The organism is Pseudomonas sp. TH34 (assembly GCF_016650865.1).
GTDB classification, from domain to species: Bacteria; Pseudomonadota; Gammaproteobacteria; order Pseudomonadales; family Pseudomonadaceae; genus Aquipseudomonas; species Aquipseudomonas yamanorum.
In genome coordinates this window covers 357,570-382,735 of sequence record NZ_JAEKFB010000001.1, presented here as the reverse complement: position 1 = coordinate 382,735, position 25,166 = coordinate 357,570, and the positions used below count along the sequence as shown (strand labels likewise).

General features: G+C 61.3%; 27 protein-coding genes. 20 read left to right on the top strand and 7 right to left on the bottom strand.

Annotation, left to right across the window (positions count from 1 at the left end):
• The first annotated feature begins 18 nt into the window (after nucleotides 1–18).
• From JFU58_RS01795 to JFU58_RS01760, 8 genes are all read left to right on the top strand, one after another.
• A complete protein-coding gene (locus tag JFU58_RS01795) occupies nucleotides 19–987 on the top strand; it encodes a GTP 3',8-cyclase MoaA (RefSeq protein WP_201139746.1) in 969 nt (322 codons plus the stop codon).
• A gap of 75 nt (nucleotides 988–1,062) precedes the next feature.
• On the top strand, nucleotides 1,063–1,668 hold the full coding sequence (locus tag JFU58_RS01790) for a DUF4823 domain-containing protein (protein WP_063027950.1): 606 nt from the start codon (nucleotides 1,063–1,065) through the stop codon (nucleotides 1,666–1,668).
• Between the two features lie 17 nt (nucleotides 1,669–1,685).
• The gene (locus JFU58_RS01785; protein WP_201139745.1) at nucleotides 1,686–2,246 is read left to right on the top strand and encodes a DUF1285 domain-containing protein; all 561 of its coding nucleotides are present in this window, start codon (nucleotides 1,686–1,688) and stop codon (nucleotides 2,244–2,246) included.
• A 70-nt stretch (nucleotides 2,247–2,316) separates the two neighbouring features.
• Entirely contained in the window at nucleotides 2,317–3,030 is a 714-nt protein-coding gene (locus JFU58_RS01780; protein WP_093207336.1) for a GntR family transcriptional regulator, read from the top strand.
• On the top strand, nucleotides 3,027–4,028 hold the full coding sequence (locus JFU58_RS01775; protein ID WP_063027956.1) for an ADP-ribosylglycohydrolase family protein: 1,002 nt from the start codon (nucleotides 3,027–3,029) through the stop codon (nucleotides 4,026–4,028). Before JFU58_RS01780 ends, JFU58_RS01775 begins: the two co-directional genes overlap by 4 nt.
• A 197-nt stretch (nucleotides 4,029–4,225) precedes the next feature.
• Nucleotides 4,226–5,692 (top strand): purine-cytosine permease family protein, encoded by a 1,467-nt coding sequence (locus JFU58_RS01770; RefSeq protein WP_063027958.1) that lies wholly within the window; start codon nucleotides 4,226–4,228, stop codon nucleotides 5,690–5,692.
• On the top strand, nucleotides 5,685–6,605 hold the full coding sequence (locus JFU58_RS01765) for a PfkB family carbohydrate kinase (RefSeq protein ID WP_201139744.1): 921 nt from the start codon (nucleotides 5,685–5,687) through the stop codon (nucleotides 6,603–6,605). Before JFU58_RS01770 ends, JFU58_RS01765 begins: the two co-directional genes overlap by 8 nt.
• Nucleotides 6,606–6,643: 38 nt before the next feature.
• A complete protein-coding gene (locus JFU58_RS01760; protein ID WP_201139743.1) occupies nucleotides 6,644–7,372 on the top strand; it encodes a class I SAM-dependent methyltransferase in 729 nt (242 codons plus the stop codon).
• A 129-nt stretch (nucleotides 7,373–7,501) separates the two neighbouring features.
• On the opposite strand, the gene JFU58_RS01755 is transcribed toward JFU58_RS01760, so the two are convergent.
• From JFU58_RS01755 to JFU58_RS01735, 5 genes are all read right to left on the bottom strand, one after another.
• Entirely contained in the window at nucleotides 7,502–7,882 is a 381-nt protein-coding gene (locus tag JFU58_RS01755) for a termination factor Rho (protein ID WP_201139742.1), read from the bottom strand.
• A 56-nt stretch (nucleotides 7,883–7,938) separates the two neighbouring features.
• Nucleotides 7,939–8,205, bottom strand: coding sequence for a hypothetical protein (locus JFU58_RS01750; RefSeq protein WP_017475797.1), 267 nt, complete (start codon nucleotides 8,203–8,205; stop codon nucleotides 7,939–7,941).
• Between the two features lie 48 nt (nucleotides 8,206–8,253).
• On the bottom strand, nucleotides 8,254–8,601 hold the full coding sequence (locus tag JFU58_RS01745; protein ID WP_063027966.1) for a hypothetical protein: 348 nt from the start codon (nucleotides 8,599–8,601) through the stop codon (nucleotides 8,254–8,256).
• Nucleotides 8,602–8,686: 85 nt separating this feature from the next.
• The gene (locus tag JFU58_RS01740; RefSeq protein ID WP_201139741.1) at nucleotides 8,687–9,880 is read right to left on the bottom strand and encodes an MFS transporter; all 1,194 of its coding nucleotides are present in this window, start codon (nucleotides 9,878–9,880) and stop codon (nucleotides 8,687–8,689) included.
• 86 nt (nucleotides 9,881–9,966) lie between these two features.
• Nucleotides 9,967–10,626: an HD domain-containing protein gene (locus tag JFU58_RS01735; RefSeq protein WP_063027970.1), complete on the bottom strand. Its 660-nt coding sequence runs from the start codon at nucleotides 10,624–10,626 to the stop codon at nucleotides 9,967–9,969.
• A gap of 112 nt (nucleotides 10,627–10,738) precedes the next feature.
• On the opposite strand from JFU58_RS01735, the gene JFU58_RS01730 reads away from it, so the two are divergent.
• From JFU58_RS01730 to JFU58_RS01705, 6 genes are all read left to right on the top strand, one after another.
• The gene (locus tag JFU58_RS01730) at nucleotides 10,739–11,218 is read left to right on the top strand and encodes a GNAT family N-acetyltransferase (protein WP_004371239.1); all 480 of its coding nucleotides are present in this window, start codon (nucleotides 10,739–10,741) and stop codon (nucleotides 11,216–11,218) included.
• A gap of 149 nt (nucleotides 11,219–11,367) precedes the next feature.
• Nucleotides 11,368–12,189: an SDR family oxidoreductase gene (locus tag JFU58_RS01725; protein WP_063027974.1), complete on the top strand. Its 822-nt coding sequence runs from the start codon at nucleotides 11,368–11,370 to the stop codon at nucleotides 12,187–12,189.
• A 31-nt stretch (nucleotides 12,190–12,220) separates the two neighbouring features.
• Nucleotides 12,221–13,201 carry a substrate-binding domain-containing protein gene (locus tag JFU58_RS01720; RefSeq protein ID WP_063027976.1) on the top strand — a complete coding sequence of 327 codons (981 nt, stop codon included), beginning with the start codon at nucleotides 12,221–12,223 and terminating at the stop codon, nucleotides 13,199–13,201.
• Nucleotides 13,198–14,706: an L-arabinose ABC transporter ATP-binding protein AraG gene (gene araG / locus JFU58_RS01715; RefSeq protein ID WP_093207359.1), complete on the top strand. Its 1,509-nt coding sequence runs from the start codon at nucleotides 13,198–13,200 to the stop codon at nucleotides 14,704–14,706. Before JFU58_RS01720 ends, araG begins: the two co-directional genes overlap by 4 nt.
• Before the next feature lie 18 nt (nucleotides 14,707–14,724).
• Entirely contained in the window at nucleotides 14,725–15,690 is a 966-nt protein-coding gene (gene araH, locus JFU58_RS01710; protein ID WP_026077769.1) for an L-arabinose ABC transporter permease AraH, read from the top strand.
• A 185-nt stretch (nucleotides 15,691–15,875) separates the two neighbouring features.
• Nucleotides 15,876–16,679: an IclR family transcriptional regulator gene (locus JFU58_RS01705; protein WP_063027980.1), complete on the top strand. Its 804-nt coding sequence runs from the start codon at nucleotides 15,876–15,878 to the stop codon at nucleotides 16,677–16,679.
• A gap of 136 nt (nucleotides 16,680–16,815) precedes the next feature.
• On the opposite strand, the gene JFU58_RS01700 is transcribed toward JFU58_RS01705, so the two are convergent.
• The gene (locus JFU58_RS01700; protein ID WP_093210189.1) at nucleotides 16,816–17,868 is read right to left on the bottom strand and encodes an NAD(P)-dependent alcohol dehydrogenase; all 1,053 of its coding nucleotides are present in this window, start codon (nucleotides 17,866–17,868) and stop codon (nucleotides 16,816–16,818) included.
• Between the two features lie 181 nt (nucleotides 17,869–18,049).
• On the opposite strand from JFU58_RS01700, the gene JFU58_RS01695 reads away from it, so the two are divergent.
• The gene (locus JFU58_RS01695) at nucleotides 18,050–18,940 is read left to right on the top strand and encodes an AraC family transcriptional regulator (protein WP_004371227.1); all 891 of its coding nucleotides are present in this window, start codon (nucleotides 18,050–18,052) and stop codon (nucleotides 18,938–18,940) included.
• Nucleotides 18,941–19,133: 193 nt separating this feature from the next.
• Here JFU58_RS01695 and JFU58_RS01690 read toward each other — a convergent pair whose 3' ends face one another.
• On the bottom strand, nucleotides 19,134–20,798 hold the full coding sequence (locus JFU58_RS01690) for an electron transfer flavoprotein-ubiquinone oxidoreductase (RefSeq protein ID WP_063027982.1): 1,665 nt from the start codon (nucleotides 20,796–20,798) through the stop codon (nucleotides 19,134–19,136).
• Between the two features lie 553 nt (nucleotides 20,799–21,351).
• Here JFU58_RS01690 and JFU58_RS01685 point away from each other — a divergent pair.
• From JFU58_RS01685 to JFU58_RS01665, 5 genes are all read left to right on the top strand, one after another.
• Nucleotides 21,352–22,101, top strand: coding sequence for an electron transfer flavoprotein subunit beta/FixA family protein (locus tag JFU58_RS01685; RefSeq protein WP_004371224.1), 750 nt, complete (start codon nucleotides 21,352–21,354; stop codon nucleotides 22,099–22,101).
• A gap of 2 nt (nucleotides 22,102–22,103) precedes the next feature.
• Complete coding sequence (locus tag JFU58_RS01680; protein WP_201139740.1) at nucleotides 22,104–23,033, top strand: electron transfer flavoprotein subunit alpha/FixB family protein; 930 nt, start codon at nucleotides 22,104–22,106, stop codon at nucleotides 23,031–23,033.
• 83 nt (nucleotides 23,034–23,116) lie between these two features.
• Nucleotides 23,117–23,932 carry a substrate-binding periplasmic protein gene (locus JFU58_RS01675; protein ID WP_201139739.1) on the top strand — a complete coding sequence of 272 codons (816 nt, stop codon included), beginning with the start codon at nucleotides 23,117–23,119 and terminating at the stop codon, nucleotides 23,930–23,932.
• Between the two features lie 9 nt (nucleotides 23,933–23,941).
• On the top strand, nucleotides 23,942–24,304 hold the full coding sequence (locus tag JFU58_RS01670; RefSeq protein WP_063027986.1) for a DUF4398 domain-containing protein: 363 nt from the start codon (nucleotides 23,942–23,944) through the stop codon (nucleotides 24,302–24,304).
• A complete protein-coding gene (locus JFU58_RS01665; RefSeq protein WP_093207362.1) occupies nucleotides 24,301–25,113 on the top strand; it encodes an OmpA family protein in 813 nt (270 codons plus the stop codon). Before JFU58_RS01670 ends, JFU58_RS01665 begins: the two co-directional genes overlap by 4 nt.
• Nucleotides 25,114–25,166: the final 53 nt, after the last annotated feature.

The following is a 25,166-nucleotide window of genomic DNA, read 5'->3' as shown; positions in this document are numbered from 1 at the left end:
CCTCTGCCGGAGTGATCCATGATCGTTGATCGTCAAGGCAGGCGATTCCGCAATTTGCGGATCAGCCTGACCTCAGCCTGCAATTACGCCTGTACCTACTGCGTGCCCAACGGCAAGCGGCTGGTGGCTGCGCAGGACGAACTGTCGGCCGAGGCAATGGCTCGTGGCGTCGAGTACCTGATCGAGGCTGCTGGCATTGAACGCCTGCGCATTACCGGTGGTGAACCGTTGGTCAGTCCCAAGCTGGAAGCCTTCATGGGCGCAGTGGGGCAGATGGGCCTCAGTGACATCAGCCTGACCACCAACGGCCAACTGCTGGGGCGCAAACTGCCGCTGCTGGTGAAGGCAGGCATTCGCCGGATCAACGTCTCCCTCGATACCCTGGACGCCGACGCCTTCCGCAGCATCGCTCGCGGTGGCGACCTGGCGACTGTGCTTGATGGCATGGACCAGGCCAGCGCCGCCGGAATCAAGATCAAGGTCAACATGGTGCCATTGCGCGGCCAGAACCTTGATCAGGTGATGCCGCTGCTCGACTACTGCCTGGAGCGTGGCTACGAGCTGCGCTTTATCGAATTGATGCGCATGGGCCACTTGGCCACCGACTCCAACGCGTTCCTGCAGCAATTCGTCAGCCTCCAGCAATTGCTCAGCCTGATCGGCGAACAACACGAATACCTGCAAGCCAACGCTCCGGTGGACGCCACTGCCGTGCGTTACGAAGTGCCCGGCAAAGGCTTCTTCGGTGTCATCGCCAATGAAAGTGTGCCGTTCTGCCGGACCTGCTCGCGTTTGCGCCTGTCGTCCACCGGCTGGCTGCATGGCTGCCTGTCGTCGAGCAACCGCCACTACGTCGGCGACCTGCTGGACAAACCCCGCCACCAGGCTCTGCCGGCCTTGCAGCGCTTGCTGGTCAAGGCCTTGGGCGACAAGCAGGAAGTGGCATTCTCCGGCGGCGCCACCATCATGAAGATCATCGGCGGCTAGTCCCGCAAGCTGGCGCAAAATCTGCATCTCGTGCCCATTCGCCGGTTTTCCGTCACCGGCCTTTGGAGAATTAGGATGCGTAGTCTGGTTTTGGTGCTGGCGTCACTCGCGCTGGGTGGCTGCATGACCGTCAGTGATATGGCCGAAGGCACGCGCTATCAGATGAGCGACGCCGGGCTGCTGGACCACAGCGATACTCGCCGCGTCAATTCGGTCCGCATACAGCCGGACTCCTTCGTTTTCATCGCCCAGGGCGCCTTCACCCCGCCGGGCAGCGCCTATCCACGGCCTAACGTGGTGGCCGAGGAAGCCTTCAACGGCTTTGTCGAATACTTCCCGATGGTCCGCCGCGCCCGCAAACCCGAAGGCCTGGAACAGGCAATGTCTGAAGCACGCGCGGCCGGTGCGCATTACCTGCTGTACTGCCGCTTTGCCCAGGCGGATGACCGGATCGGCAACGCCGATGAATGGTCTGACCAGGAGGCGGTGGATCGCCTGGGTATCGACACCGGCACCATTCAGGTCATGTTGATTGAGACCAGCACCCAGTATTTGATTGATACTGTGCGGATTCACAGCCGTGGCGGTTTACTGACGTTCCACGACAACAAGCCTGATGATCTGATCGGCAAGCCCCTGGCGCACTACGCGCGCAGCCTGTTGGGCATGAGCGATCAGTAAGACACAAGGAGTACAGCATGAGCGATTCGGCCAAGGCCAATGACCTGTTGGCGCAATTGCCCAAGGGCAAGGGGCCCGCACCGGTGCATCTGTGGAACCCGGATTTTTGCGGCGATATCGACATGCGCATTGCCCGCGATGGCACCTGGTTCTATATGGGCACGCCGATTGGCCGCAAGCCAATGGTCAAGCTGTTCTCCAACATCATCCGCCGCGATGGCGATGATTACTTCCTGATCACCCCGGTGGAAAAGGTCGGGATCAAGGTCGATGACGCGCCCTTCGTCGCCGTGACCCTGGAAGTCGAAGGGCAGGGCGGAAGCCAGGTCCTGCGCTTTACCACCAACGTGGATGAGCAGGTCGAGGCCGGTATCGAGCATCCGCTGCGGGTGGTGATCGACCCGGAAACCCAGGAACCCTCGCCATACCTGCGGGTGCGCACCAACCTCGAAGCCCTGGTCCATCGCAATGCGTTCTATCAGTTGGTGGAGTTGGCGGTGACCCGTCCGATCAACGGTAAGAACTGGCTTGGCGTCTGGAGCGGCGGGGTATTTTTCCCCATCGGCCTGGAGCCCTGAGGCTGATTTCTCCCTTCCTCTGAAATAATTCTCTTGCTGTAGCCGGGCGCTTTCGGTTATCAATTTGTACATGATTAGACATGTCCGATTTGATAAGAAAAAACGCGTCGTCGACGAGCTGATCCGCCGTATCGAGGGTGGAGTGATGGCTGACGGTGTCCTGCTGCCAGGCGAGCATCAGTTGGCCGAAGAGTTTTCCGTCAGCCGCGGCACCCTGCGTGAAGCCCTGGCCGAACTCAAGCGCCGCAGCTACATCGCCACTCAGAGCGGTGTGGGCTCCATCGTCACTTTCGACGGTATGGTGCTCGACCAGCGCAGCGGCTGGGCCCAGGCCCTCGCCGACACCGGCGCCGTGGTCACCTCCGAAATCCTGCGCCTGGAAGCAGTTACCCGCCCGGACCTGCTCAGCAGTCACGGCAGTGACCAATTCATCGCCCTCGATCGCCGCCGTCGCGCCGCCGACGGCACGCTCGTGTCCCTGGAGCGCTCGCTGATGCCGGCCTCCGGTGGTCTCGAGAGCCTGCCGCAAGTCGGCCTGATCGATAACTCCCTGACCATCACCCTGGCAGCCTACGGCTACGTCGGCGCCACCGGCAGCCAATGGATCGGTGCCGAGCCGTTGAACGAAGAAGACGCCCAATTGCTGGGGCGGCCGGTGGGCACGGTGTTCCTCAAGGCCCTGCGCACCACGTACGACCGGCAGGACCGGTTCATGGAATCCGTCGAAAGCCTGCTCGACCCTCTGCACTTCCGCCTGCACCTTCAATTTGGAACACCGACATGACCGCCACCACCCGCGCCCTCGGCGCCTTCTATGGCCTGGCCCTGGGCGATGCGTTGGGCATGCCCACCCAGTCCCTGAGCCGCGAGCAGGTCAAGGCGCGTTTCGGCGCGATCACCGCCCTGGAAGATGCCGACGCCGATCAGCCGATCGCACCGAACATGCCCAAGGGGTCGATCACCGATGACACCGAACAGGCGATTCTCGTCGGCCAGTTGCTGGTAGACGGCCAAGGCAAGATTGAACCCACCGAACTGGCCCAGCGCCTGATCGACTGGGAAGCGGTGATGCGCGCCAAGGGATCCCAGGATTTGCTGGGCCCGTCCACCAAACGGGCGATCGACATGATCCTGGCGGGCCATACCCCGGAAGAATCCGGGCGCTACGGCACTACCAATGGCGCCGCCATGCGCATCACCCCGGTGGGCATCGCGGCGGACGTCAATGACCCTGCGCAGTTTATCCAGGCGGTGATCCAGGCGTGCCAGGTCACACACAACACCAACCTGGGCATCTCCAGCGCCGCAGCCGTGGCCGCGGTAGTTTCCGCCGGGATCAACGGTGTCGACCTGGGCGAAGCGCTGAACATCGGCACCCAGATCGCCCAGCAGGCGGAAAACCATGGCCACTGGATTGCCGGTGGGCGCATCGCCACCCGCATCAGTTGGGCGCGCACCTTGAGCGTCGACAGCGGCGACAAGGCGCTGTTTACCGACCTGCTCTACGAATTGATCGGCACCTCGGTGGCGTCCCAGGAATCGGTGGTGGTGTCGTTTGCCCTCGCACAGCAAGTCGCGGTGGGTGAAGTGAATGCCTTCGAAGCCCTGTGCATGGCCGCCAGCCTTGGCGGCGACACCGACACCATCGCCGCGATTCTCGGCGCAATGCTCGGTGCGTGCCTGGGGATGCAGTGCTGGCCTGAGGCGATGATTGAGCAGGTCAAGCAGGTTAACGGCCTGGAACTGGAACCCTTGGTCCAAGGCCTGCTCGATCTGCGCTGAGCACCGCAGATCAAAAATGTGGGAGCTGGCTTGCCTGCGATAGCGGTCGATCAGTGAATGCATCATCGGCTGACACTTCGCTATCGCAGGCAAGCCAGCTCCCACATTGATCGCGCCGAGTCAGGACGACCGGAACACAGATTCAACTTGCCAACCTGCCACAACCACAAAAAAACAGGCATCAGGAGCACCCCACCATGAGTACGTCCTCTTCCGGCCAAAGCGCCGGGCAATTGGAAACACGCGGCATCGAGCCGGTCCCGGAAGGCGAGTGCAACGGCCATCCGCTGCAACTGTTCTGGGTCTGGTTTGCGGCCAACATCAGCATCCTCGGCTTGCCGTTGGGCGCGACCCTTGTGGCGTTTCGGGGCCTGGCGATCTGGCAGGCGATCATCGTCGCAATCCTCGGCGCCGCCGGCTCGTTTGCGGTAGTGGGCATCATCTCCATCGCCGGCCGTCGTGGCCGTGCCCCGAGCTTGACCCTGTCCCGGGCGATCTTCGGCGTACGCGGCAATATCGGCCCGACCCTGGTGTCGCTGATGTCGCGCCTGGGCTGGGAAACCGTCAACACCACCACGGCGGCATTCGTGCTGCTGTCGTTGTGCTCGATCCTGTTCAACTCGCCGGTTGCCGCCAAAAGCGCGCCGGTACTGACCCTGCTGTTCATTGGCATCTTCGTGCTGCTGACCCTCGCCGTATCGGGCCTGGGCCACGCCACCTTGCTGGTGATCCAGAAGTGGGCCACCTACGTGTTCGGCGCACTGAATATCCTGGTGGGCGGTTTCCTCTGCGCCACCATCGACTGGAGCGCGGTGTTCAACGCCACGCCAGCGCCGTTGAGCGCGATGATCATCGGCATCGGCACCATGGCGGCCGGTACCGGCATCGGCTGGGCCAACGCCGGTGCCGACATGTCGCGCTACCAGCACCGCAGCGTCAAGGCCGTGCGCCTGGTAGCGTCTGCCGCCTTCGGTGCGGGGATTCCGCTGGTGCTGTTGATCACCCTCGGCGGCCTGCTGTCGGTGGGCAATAACGACCTGGCGTCGGCCACTGACCCGATCATCGCGATCCGCGACATGCTGCCGACCTGGATGGCCGTGCCATACCTGATCACCGCGTTTGGCGGGCTGCTGCTGTCCAACAACCTGTCGGTGTACTCGGCTGGCCTCACCACCTTGACCCTCGGCTTGAAGGTCAAGCGCGTGCACGCGGTGATCGTCGACATCGTCGCGATCTTCGCCGGGTCGATCTACTTCATGCTGATCGCCGACAGTTTCTATGGTCCGTTCATCACCTTCATCTCGTTGCTGGCGGTGCCAATCACCGCCTGGGTCGGGATCTTTGTGGTCGACCTGATCCATCGCCATTACTACAGCCCCAAAGACCTGCTGGACGTGACGCCAAGCAGTGCCTACTGGTATCGCGGCGGGGTTGAATGGCGTGCATTTGGCGCCTGGGCGATTGCGATTGTGCTGGGTTTCAGCTTCACCACCATCGGCACGACGGCCGAGAACATCTGGTTCGCCGGGCCGCTGTCCGATTCGTGGCTGGGCCATAACGGCCTGGGTTGGATCGTCACCTTCCTGGTGGCCGGCGGGATTTATGCGGTACTGGGTGGCGCGGCTGATCGTCGTCCGGCTTTGGTAGAGAGCGCTAATGTCTAGATTGCTGCACAGCGGCCAGGTCATCGTCGACCTGGTCATGTCCCTCGACACGTTGCCCGCCACCGGCGGCGATGTATTGGCCAACTCCGCCAGCTTCGAAGCCGGCGGCGGCTTCAACGTGATGGCCGCCGCCCGACGCAACGGGTTACCGGTCGTGTATCTGGGCCGTCACGGCAACGGCCGCTTCGGTGATCTGGCACGTGCGGCCATGCAAGCCGAAGGCATTGAAATGGCCCTGGCTGCCAGCGACGACAAAGACACCGGCCTGTGTGTGTCCCTGACCGAAGCCACTACCGAGCGTACTTTCATCTCCCATATCGGCGCCGAAGGTGACCTGCTGGCGCAAGACCTGGCCAGCGCAGTGCCCCACGCCGACGACTATGTGTACGTCAGCGGCTACAGCCTGCTCCTGGAGGGCAAGGCCCGGGCGTTGCTCGATTGGCTGCTGGCGTTGCCGCGGGAGATCACCGTGGTGTTCGATCCGGGCCCGCTGGTGAAGGCACCGGACTCGGCCTTGATGGTCGCCCTGTTGCCGCGTATCGACATCTGGACCAGCAACGGTCCGGAAGCACTGGCCTTCACCGGCGCCAGCGACCTTGCGGGCGCATTGCTCAAGCTCAACGACCACCTGTCCGCCGACACCTTGCTGGTGGTGCGCGATGGGCCGAATGGCTGTTGGGTCAGCCGTAATGGCCAGGCCGAACATGTGCCGGGATTCAAGGTCAAGGCGGTGGACAGCAACGGTGCCGGCGATGCTCACGCCGGGGTGTTTATCGCCGGCCTGGCCAATGGCCTGGCGCCGGCGGTTGCGGCCCGTCGCGCGAATGCGGCGGCGGCATTGGCCGTCACGCGCTGGGGCCCGGCCACGTCACCGGGCACTGCTGAAGTGGACGCGTTGTTGAGTGCGGGCTGATTCGGCAGAATAGTCGCCATTCAGCACGGAGCAGCGTCATGACCCAGAACATCTACGACACCGAGGTTTTCTTCGAGGGCTACAGCAAGATGGGCCGCTCGGTAGAAGGCCTCGCCGGCGCTCCGGAGTGGCCGGCGTTGCAAGCCATGCTACCGCCGATGCCAGGGTTGAAAGTGGTGGACCTGGGTTGCGGCTACGGCTGGTTCAGTCGCTGGGCCCAGGAGCAGGGCGCCGAACAGGTGCTGGGGCTGGATGTCTCGCAAAAGATGCTGGCGCGAGCAAAGGAGATGACGTCCTCTTCGGCGATTACTTACGGCATCGCCGACCTGGAAAAACTCGACCTTCCGGATGTCGCTTTCGACCTGGCCTACAGCTCATTGGCGTTTCATTACATCGTCGATCTGAAAGGCCTGTTCGCGCGCATCCATCAAGCGTTGGTGCCAGGTGGCCGGTTGGTATTTTCCATCGAGCACCCGATCTTCATGGCGCCTCGGCAACCGGGCTGGCTGATTGATGAGCAAGGGCGCAAGAGCTGGCCGGTGGACGGCTATCAGTTGGAAGGACCACGGGTAACCAACTGGTTGGCGGATGGCGTGATCAAGCAGCATCGCACGGTAGGCACGTTGCTGACGCTGTTGATCCAGGCAGGGTTCACCCTGACTCATGTCGACGAGTGGGGCCCGAGCGAAGCGGATCTGAAGGTCCGCCCCGCACTGGCAGAAGAGCTTGAGCGCCCAATGATGCTACTGGTGGCCGCCCACCGCTGATTCCTTGGCTGCAAACCCGATCAAAAAATGTGGGAGCGGGCTTGCTCGCGAAGGCGGTGGGTCAGCCAATGAATCTGGCACTGATACACCGCCTTCGCGAGCAAGCCCGCTCCCACATTTTAATCCGCTTTAACCGGCCTTTTTCAGCGCCTCAATCAACTCATCTTTACGCATCGTCGAGCGCCCGGAAATGTCCTTGGCGCGCGCTTCCTTCAGCAAGCTTTCCTTGGTCTGTGTACTCAGCGAAACCCTGCTGTTACGCGGATGCCCTTCACGACTGGCCGCAGCCCGCTTGGCCGACTCATGCCGGTCCTGGGACTTCTTCGCCGGGGCCTTGTGCTGGCCTGAACCGCCGGCCTTTTCGCCGCCGCCAGACTGCTTGTTGACGGTGGCCCAGGCCCGGGCCTCGGCTTCTTCTTTCGACAAGCCCTGGTGCTCATAACTCGCTTCGATATGAGCGGCCTTGCGCTTCTGTTCGGTGGTGTATTTGGCTTTGCTTCCACGAGGCATTGCGATACTCCTCCTGGTTCTGGCCCTTCGCGAAGGGCCAGGCCAGACAAAGTGCGTTACTGGCCCGCTTCGCTTTCCAGCTTGCGAGCCGCTTCCACGCCGGACGCGGTGAGCTTGATCGGCAGGTTCAGCGCGTGTTCCCCGGCATCGTTGCAGGTCACATGGCCTTCCTTGATCCACCCGCGGTCCTGCAAGGTGGCCAAGGCGCTGGCCACCACTTTTTCACCTCGGTAGTTGTCCAGCACTTCCTTGCCCAACCCACTGGGATGAGCGTGGAGCAGACGGGTGAGGACTTCTTTTTCAAGGTTGTGATCGACGTTCATGCATACCTCTTCACTGGGAAATGGTTGGGTGTTCGTCTTTCTCGCGGATTAAGGCGCTGGCTGTTTTGGCGCACCAGGGATGTTGGAGTCATCGCCTTTATTGATCGAAGGTGAAGTGGCGCCAGGGCCCATTTTGCCGTTAGGCACCGCACCGCTGTTGCGATTGGTGTCGTCGCCCTGGGTGCGTGGGTCTCTGCTGTTGTCGATGATGGCGCCGCCGTTGGTGTCCATGCCGGTGCCCATCGAGTCCTTCGACTCTTGAGTGGCCGGGTTGGGCGGGCTGCCGACAGGGTCGGTCGGGCCGGTGCTGGAACCTGTGGAGGCGGCAAAGCTGCTCAGCGAAACCGCAGACAGCAAACCGGTGAGGGCGAGGGCGGCAAATTTGGAAGTCGTCATGATGGTGTCTCCATATGATTAATGTCCTTACCTGATATTGGTCCGCCCCTGTTTGCGATTCGTGCCTCGATACCGACGAACGGTCTTACGTCGCTTGTAAGATTTTGTGTGACGCGATTCGGCGCCAGATCAGCCGCACGATTGTGATCAGCCAGTTGAGCAACGCCACGGCCAGCACACTCATCAACAGGGTCGGCATGCCGTATTCGACGATGACCTTGCCCGCCAGCAGCGGGAAACCGAACACTCCGATAAAGTACGCCAGGCTGAACAACAGCAACGCCTGGGAGGTGGTGCCAGCGGGTGCCTCGTTGGCGGCCAAACCATTGATCACCGAATACGTCAGGCCATAACCGACGCCCAGGGTGACGGCTGCCAGCAGGTAGCTGTAATTGCCGCTGACCCTGAAGCCGAACAGGAAAATCGACACCAGCATCAACCCCGACAGCACACACGCCGCCCAATACGGATCACGCTTGACCACGATGCCGGCGATCAGCAGGCGGCTGGTAATCGCCGCACTCATGAAGCCTAGGAAGAACAGCGAATAGTCCAGCCCGTGCAGCGCCGCGTAGCTGGTCTGGAAACTCGACAACCCGCCAAACACGCAACCGCCGAGGCCCACCATGATGATCGCGAACAGCGCTTTCGATGACAGCACCTGGCGCGTGGCCGACCAGGAAATCTTCGACGCCGGCGCAGCGTGCTGACTGAGGGCGCGACCCAGACGCCAGAAAATCACCACGCCCGTAAGGCTCGCCAGCGCCGCAATAAAAAATGCCGCCGTCAACGAAAAATCCAGCGCACTTGCCGCCCGCCCCAGCAGCGGCCCGGAGCCGATTCCGGTCATCATGCTGCCCGACAGCAAGGCGAAATATTTGGCCCGCTGCGCCGGTTCCACCAGCATCGCCACGATGATCGGCCCCAGCGTATAGAACACGCCCCAGCCCAATCCCAACGACAAGCCAAAGAACATCAAGCCCTCGCCAAATCCCGGTGTCAGCGCAAAGCCCAGGCATGCCACCACCAGCAATACGCCGAGCAGGGCAATCGACCTGGCGGCTCCCAGCAGGTCCGCCAGATGCCCGGAAACCAGCACCGCCACAAAGGTGCTGAGCATTGCCATGGAGATCACGCTGCCGGCGTCGTGTTCGTTGCCGCCGCGTGAATGGATCAGCAGCGACAGCAAGAATGTCGAGCCATAGGACAAGGAAAGCAGGTAGCTGGCGAGGTAGAAAAGAGCGAACAGTTTTCCACCAACCGCAGGTGAGGCGTGCATGGAGAAGCCTTGCGTCTGTTGGATTTATGCCCAACTTTTTACCATGCACGGCGCGCGGGATTGTTCTGTGGTTCGCGGTGCTTGGGTTAGCCCGCAGCGGAGTATGGTGTGCCGATTTCTTCGATGAACAGGTCCATGAATCCCTTCAGCCGCTCATGGCGCGCCAGGGCCATGCGTTGCCCCGTCGGCGTCTGAAATCCGCCCGCCAGATGCAGCAGCTTGGTCTGGAAATGGTCGAGGCAAAAGCGCTTGTCGTCGTACTCACGGCGCTGTGCCGTTGGGTCCGCCGGGTCGTACAGCCCGCTGCCCATGCGCCCTGCGATGTAAAACGTGCGGGCCACGCCGATCATGCCCAGGGAATCCAAGCGGTCGGCATCCTGCATAATCTTTGCTTCAAGCGTTACCGGCGTCAGGCCCGCCGAAAAGCTGTGGGTCTCGATGGCATGCGTCACCGCTGTGATCGTCTCGGGCTGCCACGCCAACCCCTGCAAAATCTCCCCGGCCTTGTCCGCCGCCAATGTTGAGGCCTTGGACCGCAACGGCGAATTCTTCTCCACCGCGACGCAGTCATGGAGCAGCACCGCCGCCAGCAGCACCTCCAGATCGCCACCTTCCTCTGCCTGGATCGACCGCACGTTGTGCCACACCCGTTGCAAATGGGACAGGTCATGGGCGCCGTCTTCCGAAGGCTCAAGGGCGTGAGGCAATAACGTCGCGGCGAGGTCGGTCAAGGGCGTGAAGGGCATGGGGATTCTCAAAGGTCGATAGCCTGCAGGTTAGCCGCGAATGAAATTGCACTGCAATCGGTCATTAAAGCGCCTTAGTATGTGTGCTCTCTTTCCCTGACAAGGCCTGCCCATGACCATCGAGATTCGCCCCGCCGTGCCCAGCGATGCTGCGCAGATCCTGACCTTCATCACCGAGCTGGCCGACTACGAAAAAGCCCGGCACGAAGTGATCGCCAGCGTGGTGGACATCGAGCGCAGCCTGTTCAGCGAAGGCGCCACCGCCCACGGCCTGATCTGCCTGCGGGACGGTTTGCCGATCGGCTTTGCGGTGTTCTTTTTCAGTTACTCCACCTGGCTCGGCAGCAACTGCCTGTACCTCGAAGACCTGTACATCAACCCCGAGCAACGCGGCGGCGGGGCGGGCAAGAAGTTGCTGCGCCATCTGGCGAAAATCGCCTGCGACAATGGCTGTGGGCGTTTCGAGTGGAGCGTGCTGGACTGGAACGAGCCGGCCATTGCGTTCTACAAATCCATCGGCGCCCAGCCACAGGAAGAGTGGGTGCGCTACCGCATGGAAGGCGATGCCTTGAGGGATTTCGCCCAAGGTTGAAGGCCCATAAAGAGCCGGCTATCACAGCCGGTTTTTTTATACGTTTGCTCACTATATGGGATGATAATTTATATATTGAGATGTTTTGGTTTCTGGGTTTATAGTCTTGCGCATCAGCACTCACTACCAAAAACAAAACAGGTGAAGCGATGCAGGCACAACCGTTGTCCTTACCTCCGGTGCCCGAGCCGACTTACGGCGAGCGACTGAAGAACAAAGTCGTGGTCATCACCGGTGCTGCCCAAGGCATAGGCGAGGCCATCGTCGCGTGCTTCCAGGCCCAGCAGGCGCGCCTGGTGATCGGTGATATCCAGGGTGAGAAGGTCGAGAAGGTCGCGGCTCACTGGCGAGCGCGCGGCGCCCAGATCTACGCGCAAGCCGTCGACATCACTTCCAAGGATCAATGGCGCGCCCTGGTGGACGTGGCCATCGAACGCTTTGGCCGCGTGGATGTGCTGGTCAACTGCGCCGGCGTCAACGTGTTCCGCGACCCGCTGGAAATGACCGACGAAGACTGGCGCCGCTGTTTCGCCATCGACCTCGACGGCGCCTGGTACGGCTGCCGCACCGTATTGCCGCACATGATCGAGCAGGGCATCGGCAACATCATCAATATCGCCTCCACCCATTCCAGCCACATCATTCCCGGTTGCTTCCCGTACCCGGTGGCCAAGCACGGCCTGCTGGGGCTGACCCGCGCACTGGGCATCGAATACGCACCCAAGGGCATCCGTGTAAATGCCATCGCGCCGGGCTATATCGAAACCCAACTCAACGTCGATTACTGGAACGGCTTTGCCGACCCCCACGCCGAGCGTCAGCGCGCCTTTGACCTGCACCCGCCCAAGCGCATCGGCCAGCCGATTGAAGTGGCGATGACGGCACTGTTTCTTGCGACCGATGAGGCGCCCTTTATCAATGCCACCTGCCTGATGATCGATGGCGGGCGGTCGGTGATGTACCACGATTAACAGGTTTCCAAATAACAAGAAGAGGTGGTTCATGCTCAAGAAGACACTAGGCACCCTTGCACTCACAATGGCACTCAGCGGCCTGGCCTCTGCCGAAGAAGTAAAGATCGGCTTTCTGGTCAAGCAGGCGGAAGAGCCTTGGTTCCAGACCGAATGGGCCTTCGCTGAAAAAGCCGGCAAGGACCATGGTTTCACCGTGATCAAGATCGCCGTGCCCGATGGCGAGAAAACCCTATCCGCCATCGATACCCTCGCTGCCAACGGCGCCAAGGGCTTCGTCATCTGCCCGCCGGACGTGTCCCTCGGCCCGGCGATCATGGCCAAGGCCAAGCTCAATAACCTGAAAGTGCTGGCGGTGGACGACCGCTTCGTCGACGCCAAGGGCAAGCCCATGGAAGACGTGCCTTACGTTGGCCTGGACGCCTACAAGATCGGCCAGAAACAAGGCGAAGCCATGGCCACCGAAGCCAAGCATCGCAACTGGGACTGGAAGGACACCTACGCCGTCATCAATACGTTTGACGAGCTGGAAACCGGCAAGAAACGCACCGACGGTTCGGTAGAAGGCCTCAAGGCCGCCGGCCTGCCGGTTGACCACATTCTGTTCACCGCGCAGAAAACCCTCGACGTGCCGGGCGCCATGGACTCCACCAACTCGGCCCTGGTGAAACTGCCCAGCGGCGCGAAAAACCTGCTGATTGGCGGCATGAACGACAGCACTGTACTGGGCGGCGTACGCGCCACCGAAAGCGCCGGCTTCAAGGCGCCGAATGTGATCGGCGTGGGCATCAACGGCACCGACGCCATCGAAGAACTGAAAAAATCCGACACCGGTTTCTACGGCTCGATGCTGCTCAGCCCCGATGCGTCCGGCTATAAAACCGCTACCGCGATGTTCGAGTGGGTGACCAAAGGCACCGAGCCGGCCAAGTTCACCGCCCTGGATAACGTGACCCTGATCACCCGCGCCAACTTCAAGGAAGAGTTGAGCAAGATCGGTCTGTGGAAATGAACAGCGCCGCCGCAGAGAGCCTGCGCTTCAACGGCATCGGCAAGGAGTTTCCCGGGGTGAAGGCCCTGGCGCAGATCAGCTTTGAAGCGCGGCCCCATTCGGTGCATGCGCTGATGGGCGAGAACGGCGCGGGCAAGTCGACCTTGCTGAAAATCCTCGGCGGTTTTTATCCGCCCAACAGCGGCAGTTTGCAGTTGGGCGAACGCAGCGTGAGTTTCAAGTCGGCGGCCGACAGCATCGCCAGCGGCATCGCGGTGATTCACCAGGAGCTGCAACTGGTGCCGGAAATGACCGTCGCCGAGAACCTGCTGCTGGGGCATATGCCGTCGCGCTTTGGCGTGGTCAATCGCGGGGCGATGGTGCGCAAGGCGCGGGAATTGCTCAAGGGCCTGGCGGATGAAATCGATCCGAACATGCGCCTGGGCAGCCTGTCCCTCGGCCAGCGGCAACTGGTGGAAATCGCCAAGGCGATGTCGCGCAATGCCCATGTGATTGCGTTCGATGAGCCCACCAGCAGCCTCTCGGCCCGCGAGATCGAGCGGCTGATGGTGATCATCGCCCGGCTGCGGGATGAAGGCCGGGTGATCCTCTACGTGTCGCACCGCATGGAAGAAGTGTTCCGGATTTGCGATGCGGTGACGGTGTTCAAGGACGGGCGCTTCGTGCGCACCTTCGAGGACATGGCGCAGTTGAACGTCGACCAGTTGGTCAACTGCATGGTCGGGCGGGATATCCAGGACATCTACGACTACAGGCCGCGTGAGCACTCCGGTGAAGCGCTGCGAGTCGAAGGGTTGCTCGGGCCTGGGTTACAGGAACCGGTGAGTCTGCAGGTAAGCAAGGGCGAGATTCTTGGGCTGTTTGGCCTGGTCGGGGCAGGGCGCACAGAGTTGTTGCGCCTGCTCGCCGGGCTGTCCCGCAGTACCCAGGGTGCACTGTTGTTGCATGGCCAGGCGCAGACGTTCAAGACGCCGCGGGATGCGATTGCGGCGGGCGTGTTGCTCTGCCCCGAGGACCGCAAGAAGGAAGGCATCGTGCCCCGCGCCAGTGTTGCGGAGAACATCAACATCAGTGCGCGCCGCGACCATGCGCGCTTCGGCTGGCTGATCCAGGGCGGTTGGGAACGCACCAACGCCCAGCGGCAGATCAGCGCGTTGAACGTGCGCACGCCGTCTGCCGACCAACCGATTTTGTTCCTGTCGGGGGGCAATCAGCAGAAGGCGATTCTCGGTCGCTGGCTGTCGATGCCGATGAAAGTGTTGTTGCTGGACGAGCCGACGCGCGGCATTGATATCGGTGCCAAGTCGGAGATCTACCAGATCATCCACAACCTGGCGGCCAGTGGCATTGCGGTGATCGTGGTGTCCAGCGACCTGATGGAAGTGATGGGCATCTCCGACCGCATCCTGGTGATGAGCGAAGGCGCCCTGACCGGCGAATTGACCCGCGATCAAGCGGACGAAGCACGGCTGCTGCAACTGGCTCTTCCGCGTACGCGGGACTGAAGAATACGAGGGGTGGGTATGTCACAGGTAAAAACCGCAAGAAGCTTCTGGCCGGGGTTCAACCAGCGCAAGTTTCTTGATGATTGGGTCATGCTGCTGGCGGCTTTGAGCATCTTTGTGCTCAGTGCCATTTTCATCGACAACTTCCTCTCGCCGCTGAACATGCGCGGCCTGGGACTGGCGATTTCCACCGTGGGCATTGCGGCCTGCACCATGCTGTTTTGCCTGGCGTCGGGGCACTTCGACTTGTCGGTGGGCTCGGTGATCGCCTGTTCGGGCGTGGTGGCGGGGATCGTGATTCGCGACACCGACAGCGTGTTCTTCGGCGTGTCGGCGGCTTTGGCCATGGGCCTGGTGGTGGGGCTGATCAACGGTATCGTGATCGCCAAGCTGCGGATCAACGCGTTGATCACGACGCTGGCGACGATGCAGATCGTGCGCGGGCTGGCGTATATCTTTTCCAACGGCAAGGCGGTGGGCGTGATGGACGAAAACTTCTTCGTCTTTGGTAACGGCCAGCTGTTTGGCGTGCCGGTACCGATCATCATCACCGTGCTGTGCTTTGTGTTTTTTGGCTGGCTGCTGAACTACACCACCTACGGGCGCAACACCATGGCCATCGGTGGCAACCAGGAAGCGGCGCTGTTGGCCGGGGTAAATGTCGACCGCACCAAGATCATCATCTTTGCGGTGCACGGCGTGATCGGCGCCTTGGCCGGGGTGATCCTGGCGTCGCGGATGACCTCGGGGCAACCGATGATTGGCCAGGGGTTCGAGTTGACGGTGATCTCGGCGTGCGTGCTGGGCGGGGTGTCGCTGAGCGGCGGGATCGGGATGATCCGGCATGTGATTGCCGGGGTGCTGATTCTGGCGATCATCGAGAACGCGATGAACCTGAAGAACATCGACACCTTCTACCAATACGTGATTCGCGGCTCGATCCTGTTGTTGGCGGTGATCATCGACAGGATGAAGCAACGATAAAAAGGGCGCCACAAGACCAATGTGGGAGCGGGCTTGCTCGCGAAAGCGGTGTGTCAGTCAGCCTATGCACTCACTGGAAAACCGCATTCGCGAGCAAGCCCGCTCCCACATTTTGATCTCCTCTGTTTTGCTGGTCCGCATTTGCCATAATGCTCGCCGTTTTCGTACTTCCCAATAGGCCCGATATGCAGGAAAACGCCCACATTCCCGTCAAAGACGCCGCCCCCACCGGCACCCAGACCCTGCTTCGCGGATTGGGCGTGGTGCAGGCAGTGGCCGCCGGCGCGCGGGATCTCAAGGAGATTGCCAAGCGCATCGGCACCACCCGCAGTACCACTCACCGCCTGGCCAGTTGCCTGGTGGAAGAGCGGTACCTGCGTGTGGTGCCGCAAGTCGGCTATCTTCTGGGGCCCAAGTTGATCGAGTTGGGGTTTCAGGCGCGCGAGGAATTGCCGCTGGTAAGCCTGGCGGTTCCATACCTGGACGAGTTGTCGGCGCTGACTGGCGACACCATCCATCTGGCAATCCGCGAATACGACGACGTGCTGTACCTGCACAAGAACCCTGGTCGCAACGGCCCGGAAATGCGCTCGCGCGTCGGCCATCGCATGCCGCTGGCGCGCACCGGGATCGGCAAGGCGTTGTTGCTGGATGACACGGTGGAAGAGTGGCAGCGCCTGTATCAGGTCAGCCTGCCCACGGGCGGGAAAAACTTGCAGTGGCCGCAGCACCCCGAGCAATCCTGGGCGCAGTTTGAACAGCGCATGCAGGAATACGTGGCGGGCGGTTATGCGTTTGATCTGGAAGACAACGAACCGTCGATCCGTTGTGTCGCGGCACCGGTGCGCGATGCCAGCCGGCGAATCGTCGCCGGCATCAGCATCGCCAGTACCGTGCCCTACATGCCGCTGGAGAAAATGGCCGAGCTGATCCCTGTGATCAAACAGGTCGCAGCGCGGCTGTCAGCGGAGTTGGGTGCGAAGGCCTGATCAGGCCTGATCGTTCCCACGCTCCCGCGTGGGAATGCCGCTTCGGACGCTCCGCGTCCAGCAGGACTTAAGCCCTGCGCAACGTTGACGCAGAGCGTCACAGCATGCGTTCCCACGCAGAGCGTGGGAACGATCATCAGACCTTCAAGGTCGCCATGTCGATCACGAAGCGGTATTTCACATCACCGGCAATCATGCGGGTGTAGGCTTCGTTGATCTGGCGGATGTCGAGCATTTCGATGTCGCAGGTGATGCCGTGCTCGGCGCAGAAATCCAGGACTTCCTGGGTTTCGGCAATCCCACCGATCAACGAACCGGCCAGCACCTTGCGGCCCAGCACCAGCTTGGCAGCGTTGACGGGCGGGTCGACTGGCTCGATCAGGCCCACCAGGATGTGCACGCCGTCAAAGCGCAGCACGTCGAGGTAGGGGTTCAAGTCGTGCTGCACCGGGATGGTGTCCAGCAGGAAATCGAAGTGCCCGGCAGCGGCTTTCATCTGTTCAGCATCGGTGGACACGATCACGTGATCGGCACCCTGGCGACGGCCTTCTTCAGCCTTGCTCGCGGAGCGGGTGAACAATGTCACTTCCGCGCCCATGGCCTTGGCGAACTTGATGCCCATATGGCCCAATCCGCCCATGCCCAGAACCCCAACCTTGTCGCCAGCCTTCACACCGTAGTGCTTGAGTGGTGAGTAGGTGGTGATGCCGGCGCAGAGGATCGGCGCGGCGCTGGCCAGGTCGAGCTTGGCCGGGATCTTCACTACGAAGTGTTCGCTGACCACGATGCTGTCGGAGTAGCCGCCCATGGTGTTGCTGCCGTCGACCCGGTCCGGGGTGGCGTAGGTCATGGTCGGGCCTTCGAGGCAGTATTGCTCGAGGTCGGCGTGGCAGGCGTCGCAGTGACGGCAGGAGTCGACCATGCAGCCAACACCCACCAGGTCGCCGACTTTATGCGCAGTGACGCTGGCGCCGACGGCGGTGACTTTGCCGACGATCTCGTGGCCCGGCATCAGCGGGTACACGGCAATGCCCCATTCGTTGCGTGCCTGGTGAATGTCGGAGTGGCAGACGCCGCAGAAGAGAATTTCGATCGCCACGTCATCGGCGCGTGGGCTACGGCGTTCGAAGGACATGGGGGCGAGGGGAGTGGTGGCCGATTGAGCGGCATAACCGATGGCGGTGTACATGGAGAAACCTCGCAGGTGCAGTGACAGGTGAGGTGGCGCATTCTCCGCGCCGAGGCTTGGGGCGGCCATGGCGATTGCTCCGAGTCTCATGCCTATTCCTCCGGGAGTGCCCCTGGATTGGATCACTGTGGCGCCAGACCTGCGATGATGGTCTCATCCCCTTTTCCGCGAAGTTTTTGCCATGTTGTTGACCCGCCATGTCGACGCCAATGCCGCGTTGGTTGCCCTGATCGAACCACTGACGCCCCGTGATGGCTTCTCCCCCACGAACCTGCCGGGCGTGCAGGTGTTGCGCGCCAGTTGCGATGTGGCGCGGGGCCCGCAGATTTACGAACCGAGCCTGATGATCGTTGCCCAGGGCAGCAAGGTCGCCTACCTGGGCCCGCGTACCCTGGAATACGGCGCCGGGCATTACCTGATCCAGGCGATGCCGGTGCCGTTCGAATGCGAGACCTTTGCCATGCCCAATGCGCCGCTGTTGGGGGTGACGGTGGGCATTGACCGGGTGGTGCTGGGTGAGTTGGTGATGGCGATGGGTATCCAGTCCGGGCCACCGCCGGCGGCGCAGACGTTGGAGTCCATGAGTTCGGTGGTACTGGATGACGCCATGCGTGGCTGCGTCGAACGGCTGTTGCAATGCCTGCACGATCCGCTGGAGAGCCGCATCATGGGCCCGGCGCGGGTGCGGGAATTATTGTTCACCGCATTGCGCGGGCCACAGGCGGATGTGCTGCGGGCACTGGTGGAGCAGCAGGGGCAGTTTTCCCGGGTGGCGACCTCGTTGAATCACCTGCATGCCCATTACGCCGAGCCGCTGAATATCGAGACGCTGGCGGGTTATGCGCACATGAGTGCGTCGACGTTCCACGAACACTTCAAGCGTTGCACGCTGTTGTCGCCGGTGCAGTACCTCAAGCGGTTGCGGTTGCTCAAGGCGCAGCAGTTGCTGTTGGTGGAGGGGATGGGTGTGGCGCAGGCGGCCCATAGCGTGGGGTACCAGAGCACGTCGCAGTTCAGCCGGGAATACAAGCGCTACTTCGAGCGCAGCCCTGGGGATGAGCGAGCGGCATAACTCTCCCAGGCACAACGCGGTCAAAAATGTGGGAGCTGGCTCGCCTGCGATAGCGGTGTGTCAGCCACAGATATATTGCTGACCCACTGCTATCGCAGGCAAGCCAGCTCCCACATTTGACCGAGTCGATGGGGCTTTTTCCGGGCCACAAAAAAGGCCCCCATTCGGGGGCCTCGTTTTTCAAGCCAATGCCTTACATATTCGGGTAAGTCGGCCCACCCGCACCTTCCGGTGTCACCCAGGTAATGTTCTGCGAAGGGTCCTTGATGTCACAGGTCTTGCAGTGCACGCAGTTCTGGGCGTTGATCTGGAAGCGCTTCTCGCCGTCTTCCTTGGTGATCACTTCATACACGCCGGCCGGGCAGTAGCGCTGCGCCGGCTCATCGTAGAGCGGCAGGTTGGTGCCGATCGGGATGCTCGGGTCTTTCAGCTTCAGGTGGCACGGCTGTTCTTCTTCGTGGTTGGTACCGGAGATGAACACCGAGCTCAGCTTATCGAAGCTCAGCTTGCCGTCGGGTTTCGGGTAATCGATTTTCTTGCTGTCCTTGGCCAGTTTGAGGCAGGCGTAGTCCGGCTTGGTGTCGTGCAGGGTGAACGGCATTTTGCCGCCGAGGATATTCTGGTCGAACCAGTTGAAGCCGGCACCGAGGATCGGGCCGAACTTGTGCATCGCCGGGCCGAAGTTGCGGCTGGCGAACAGTTCTTCGTAGAGCCAGCTGTTCTTGAAGCTGTCGACGTAAGCGGTCAGTTCGTCGCCGCCTTCGGATTCGGCGAACAGGCGGTCGGCCACGGCGTCAGCCGCGAGCATGCCGGACTTCATGGCGGTGTGGCTGCCTTTGATCTTGGCGAAGTTCAGGGTGCCCAGGTCGCAACCGATCAGCGCGCCGCCCTTGAACACCATTTTCGGCAGCGAGTTCAGGCCGCCTTTGCAGATGGCACGGGCGCCGTAGCTGATGCGCTTGCCGCCTTCCAGGTACTGGGCCAGCACCGGGTGATGCTTGAGGCGCTGGAACTCGTCGAACGGCGACAGGAAGGTGTTGCTGTAGGACAGGTCGACGATCAAGCCCACGACCACCTGGTTGTTTTCCAGATGATAGAGGAACGAACCACCGGTGTTCTCGGCGCTCATGATGTCCAACGGCCAACCGGCGGTGTGGACTACCAGGCCTGGTTGATGCTTGGCCGGGTCGATTTCCCAGATTTCTTTCAGGCCGATGCCGTAGTGCTGGGCGTCAGCGTCGCTGTCCAGGTTGAAGCGCTGGATCAGCTGCTTGCCGATGTGCCCACGGCAACCTTCGGCGAACAGCGTGTACTTGCCACGCAGCTCCATGCCCGGGGTGTAGACGCCTTCTTTTGGATGGCCTTCACGGTCGACGCCGAGGTCACCGGTGATGATCCCACGCACCACGCCGTTTTCGTCGAACAGTGCTTCCTGGGCGGCGAAGCCTGGGTAGACTTCCACGCCCAGGTTCTCGGCCTGCTGGGCGAGCCAGCGGCACAGGTTGCCCAGGGAGATAATGTAATTGCCTTCGTTGTGCATGGTCTTGGGCACAAAGAAGTCAGGCACCTTGGTGGCCGCTTCGCTGGAGCGCAGTACATAGATGTCATCACGCACAACAGGGGTGTTGAGCGGTGCGCCGAGTTCTTTCCAGTCCGGGAACAATTCGTTCAGGGCACGGGGTTCAAACACGGCACCGGACAGGATGTGAGCGCCGACTTCGGAGCCTTTTTCGACCACGCAGACGCTGATTTCCTTACCGGCTTCGGCGGCCTTCTGCTTCAATCGGCAGGCGGCAGACAGGCCTGCCGGGCCAGCGCCGACGATGACCACGTCGAATTCCATGTATTCGCGTTCCACAGGCTATCTCCTACTCAAGGCTCAACGGCTTTTTTTTCTAATGGGTGGAGGTTCGGTAATTCGTCCGGCAATGCCTGCATAAATCTCATGCAAGGGGCAGGGGACGACCCACCTTTCTCTCTAGGTGGCGCATTATATCTACACCACTCTCAGCGTCCAATACAAACGTTTGTTTGAATTGCCCGCAAGCTAGGTAAATCAAAGCAACGCGGCTTATAACTGACCATTTTGCCGTATTGACCGGAATAGGCGTTCCGGTCAATATACGGTCGGTTTTGCGCATCCCGTAGGCAGACTGTGGGTTTCAAGGCCACCTCGAAAGACAGGCTGAAGGCAAATAAGGGTGACGCGCGAGCCACGATGGCGCGCAGTTTACACGCCACGATAATGAATGACCTCTCAGTCACCGCTGACGAACGGTCATCACTCCCGTGAGCAAGGTCCCCCGCCGACGATCGCCGGTGTTTTTGGAGGTGCCCTTGTGTGCCGATGAGCATCAACCGCCAGGTTCGCCTAGGCGACTTTCTTTTCACCGGAGAGTAACGAGGAATCCATGAAGGTTCTTGTAGCTGTCAAACGCGTTGTCGATTACAACGTGAAAGTTCGCGTCAAGGCGGACAATTCCGGCGTCGACCTCGCTAACGTCAAGATGTCGATGAACCCTTTCTGCGAAATCGCCGTGGAAGAAGCCGTACGCCTGAAAGAGAAAGGCGTTGCGACTGAAATCGTCGTCGTTTCCATCGGTCCGACCACTGCTCAAGAGCAGCTGCGTACCGCCCTGGCGCTGGGTGCCGATCGCGCCATCCTCGTCGAATCCGCTGAAGAGCTGACTTCCCTGGCCGTTGCCAAGTTGTTGAAAGCTGTTGTCGACAAGGAACAGCCATCACTGGTGATCCTCGGCAAACAAGCCATCGACAGCGACAACAACCAGACTGGCCAGATGCTGGCTGCACTGACCGGTTACGGCCAGGGCACCTTCGCCTCGAAAGTCGAAGTGAGCGGCGACAAGGTTGCCGTGACCCGCGAAATCGATGGCGGCGCGCAAACAGTTTCCCTGAAACTGCCAGCCATCGTCACCACCGACCTGCGTTTGAACGAGCCGCGCTACGCGTCCCTGCCAAACATCATGAAAGCCAAGAAGAAGCCTCTCGAAGTGCTGACTCCGGATGCTTTGGGCGTTTCCACCGCCTCCACCAACAAGACCGTAAAAGTCGAAGCGCCGGCTGCACGCAGCGCGGGCATCAAGGTCAAGTCGGTGGCTGAACTGGTCGAGAAACTGAAAAACGAAGCGAAGGTAATCTAACCATGACTATCTTGGTAATCGCAGAACACGACAACAAGGTTGTGGCCCCGGCCACCCTGAACACTGTTGCCGCCGCCGCCAAAATCGGTGGTGATATCCACGTGCTGGTCGCCGGCCAAAACGTTGGCGCCGTGGCTGAAGCCGCTGCAAAAATCGCTGGCGTGAGCAAAGTACTGGTCGCCGACAACGCGGCCTACGCTCACCAGTTGCCGGAAAACGTTGCCCCGCTGGTAGCAGAGCTGGGCGCTGGCTACAGCCACATCCTGGCTGCCGCTACCTCCAACGGCAAAAACATCCTGCCGCGCGTTGCTGCGCAGCTGGACGTTGACCAGATCTCCGAGATCGTTTCGGTTGAAAGCGCCGACACCTTCAAGCGTCCGATCTATGCCGGTAACGCCATCGCTACCGTGCAGTCCACTGCCTCGGTAAAAGTCATCACCGTGCGTGCCACCGGTTTCGACCCGGTTGCTGCTGAAGGTGGATCGGCTGCGATTGAAGCTGTGGCTGCTGCTCACGACGCTGGCACTTCCAGCTTCGTAGGCGAAGAGCTGGCCAAGTCCGATCGTCCGGAACTGACCGCTGCCAAGATCGTGGTTTCCGGCGGTCGCGGCATGCAGAACGGCGACAACTTCAAGCACCTGTACGCCCTGGCTGACAAGCTGGGCGCTGCGGTCGGCGCTTCCCGCGCTGCCGTCGACGCAGGTTTTGTACCGAACGACATGCAGGTCGGTCAGACCGGCAAAATCGTTGCGCCACAGCTGTACATCGCCGTCGGTATCTCCGGCGCGATCCAGCATTTGGCCGGTATGAAAGACTCCAAGGTGATCGTTGCGATCAACAAGGACGAAGAAGCGCCGATCTTCCAGGTGGCTGATTACGGCCTGGTGGCAGACTTGTTCGAAGCCGTACCCGAGTTGGAGAAGCTGGTCTAATCCAGTCGCTTCACTTATAAAGAGCCCGGTCTTTTGACCGGGCTTTTTTTTGCCCGGTAATTTTTGAATGGGAGAACCCTGCCATGGAATTGCGTCCCTGGACTGTACTGCTGGCCCTGTCGCTGCTGCCGACGGTGTCGTTGGCGGCTGGCAAATGTGATCGCCTGGTGATCACCGGCAGCCCGGACGCACCGCCTTATCTGTGGCGTGATCCCCAGGACCCCACGCACTTGATCGGCGCCACCGCCGACATGTTGCAGCAAGTGGCCAAGGACCTCGGGGTGAAAATCGACCTGCTGTACGGCGGCAAGCGCTCCGTGGCTCTGGACGAAGTGCGCAGCGGGCGCATGGACATCCTCGCCGATGCGCCGTTGACCCTCGACGCTCTGGATGCCCTCGATTACATCCACCCGGCATTGGTGCAAACCGATTACCTGGTCTGGACCCGCAGGGATTCGGCCCTGGCCTACAACCAGCCCAGCGACCTGCATGGCCACAAGGGCGCGGTGTCGGAAAGGGCGCGCCTGAGCCGTGACTTTGAAACCTTCGCCGGTGAGCAACTGACCCTGCAACGCCTGCCCACCTTGACCCCGGCGTTTCAGAAGCTGCTGCTGGGGGAAGTGGACTACGTACTCGCCGGACGTTATTCCGGCATGGCCATGGCCCAGACCCTGGGCATGAGCAACGACCTGGTGGCGCGGGAAATACCCATCGACCAGCCGGGACTCTACCTGGCGATTTCCCACAACTCCGCCTGCAACGATCCGTGGTTGCGCGGACAGCTCGCCAAAAAGATGACAGAATTGCCCGCGTCCGGTCTGGCGGAAACCGCGCTGCAGCGCAATCTCGAGCGCTGGAAAGCGCAGTTGCAGCAACCCGTCGGCACCCCAACAAAGTAGGGATTTTCAGTGACTATTCGACCTTTTTTCGCGGCCCTCGCCGTTGTAGCTCTGGCGGGATGTGCAGCCGATCCTGCGCCGAATGAACAAATGCGCCTGACCCAGCAAGCCCTGGAGCAAGCCAACGCCGTGGGCGCCGTCGCCGATGACTCGCCGGAGCTGAAGCTGGCTGAAGACAAGTTCACCCAGGCCAAGGCCGACATGGCCGATGAATCCTACAAGGACGCCCGCATGCAGGCTGAAGAAGCCGAGCTGGACGCCCGCCTGGCGGAAGCGCGGGTGCTGACCCGCAAAAGCCAGGAGCAACTGAACGTGCTCAACACCCGTATCACCCGCCTGCGCAAGCAGTTGCAGTTGGGAGACGCCCAATGAGCCCGTTGATTCGTGGGTTGAGCTGTGTGGTGTTGCTGGGCAGTGCCCTCGGTGGTTGTGCGACCCATCCCGACAGTAACCTCGCCTTGCAACAGGCGAGCAGTGACTTTCAGAAGGTCAAGGAAGACTCGAATGTGCTGCGTATCGCGCCCAAAGACGTGATACGTGCGGGTGAGTCCCTGGCCCGGGCCGACCGTTTCTCCAGCTTCTGGGGCAGCGGCGCCGATGTGGCGCATTACGCCTACCTGAGCCAGCGCTACAGCGCGATTGCCCGGGAACACACCGAGCAGGCACTCAATCAGGAGCGTGGGGTCAAGCTGGAGCTGGAACGCCAGCGTCTGCAGCTGGCCCTGCGTGAAGCCAAGCTGGCCAGCGTGCAGCAACAGGGCAAATGGATTGAGGCGCAGATTTCCAGTCTGACCACCGTCCAGCCTGATCGCGGGCTGGTGATGACGCTGGGTGACGTGCTGTTCGACACTGGCGAGGCAGAGCTGCAAAACTCGGCCAACCGCACGGTGCTCAAAGTCGTACAGTTCCTGCAGTTGAACCCCAAGCGCGTGGTGCGTATCGAGGGTTACACCGACAATACCGGTGGCGAGCAGGAAAACCTCAAACTGTCTCGGGACCGCGCCCAAGCGGTGGCCGATGTACTGAGCGACCTGGGTATCGATGAAAAACGCATTCAGGTCGAAGGCTACGGCGATCAGTACCCGGTTGACGTCAACGCTTCGGAGCGTGGCCGGGCGCAGAACCGTCGGGTAGAAATAGTGTTCTCCGACGAGAAAGGCCAACTGGGCGCTGCTCGCTAAACCAGGTACTCAAGCTCAAAGGTGATCCTGTAGGAGCTGTCGAGCCCCAGCGA